General features: G+C 39.2%; 1 pseudogene. It reads left to right on the top strand.

Annotated features, from left to right (window positions below):
• Window positions 1-503, top strand: a pseudogene (locus ACFIL3_RS11295) (hypothetical protein); the annotation flags it as partial.

Raw genomic sequence — 503 nt, 5'->3', positions numbered from 1 at the left:
AGAAACCAAGGGGCTTATCTTGATTTAACCAAGAGAGCTAAACAGAGAGCGCTGGGAGGAGGGGAGCGTATTCATCAGGCGGCTGATAAATACTTTGTTCCTCGTCAAAATGTCACAGGTTTAAAAAATGATCTTATAGCGATTAGGAAAGCAGAACCACATACTCTTTACGAAATAGCCAAAAAAATACCAATAGGAGAACAGCATTATGGCGCTCTTAATGAATTAATGAAGCGTCCATATTTCAAACAGGCTTATAAAGAAGGGCTACAGGAATTCACGAGTAAGGTCAAAGAAGTTGCTCCATTTTCTTCTGAAAAATTTAATCTCCTTAAAGAAAAGCCCAACATGGGTGTTCTCCATGAAACGAAGGTTAAACTTGGTCTTATGAGAGATGCAGCCGAGAAGGCAGGAGATAACAGTAAGGTTCATACCTTAGTTGGCATTCAGAAAAAGTTATTAGAGCTTATGGATGATATATCGCCTAAATATAAGAAGGCACG

Origin of the sequence: Bartonella sp. CE47NXGY, from assembly GCF_042195415.1 — a bacterium.
Classification (GTDB): domain Bacteria; phylum Pseudomonadota; class Alphaproteobacteria; order Rhizobiales; family Rhizobiaceae; genus Bartonella.
The sequence above is the reverse complement of the archived record's forward strand: the minus strand, read 5'-3'. Positions and strand labels throughout refer to the sequence as shown.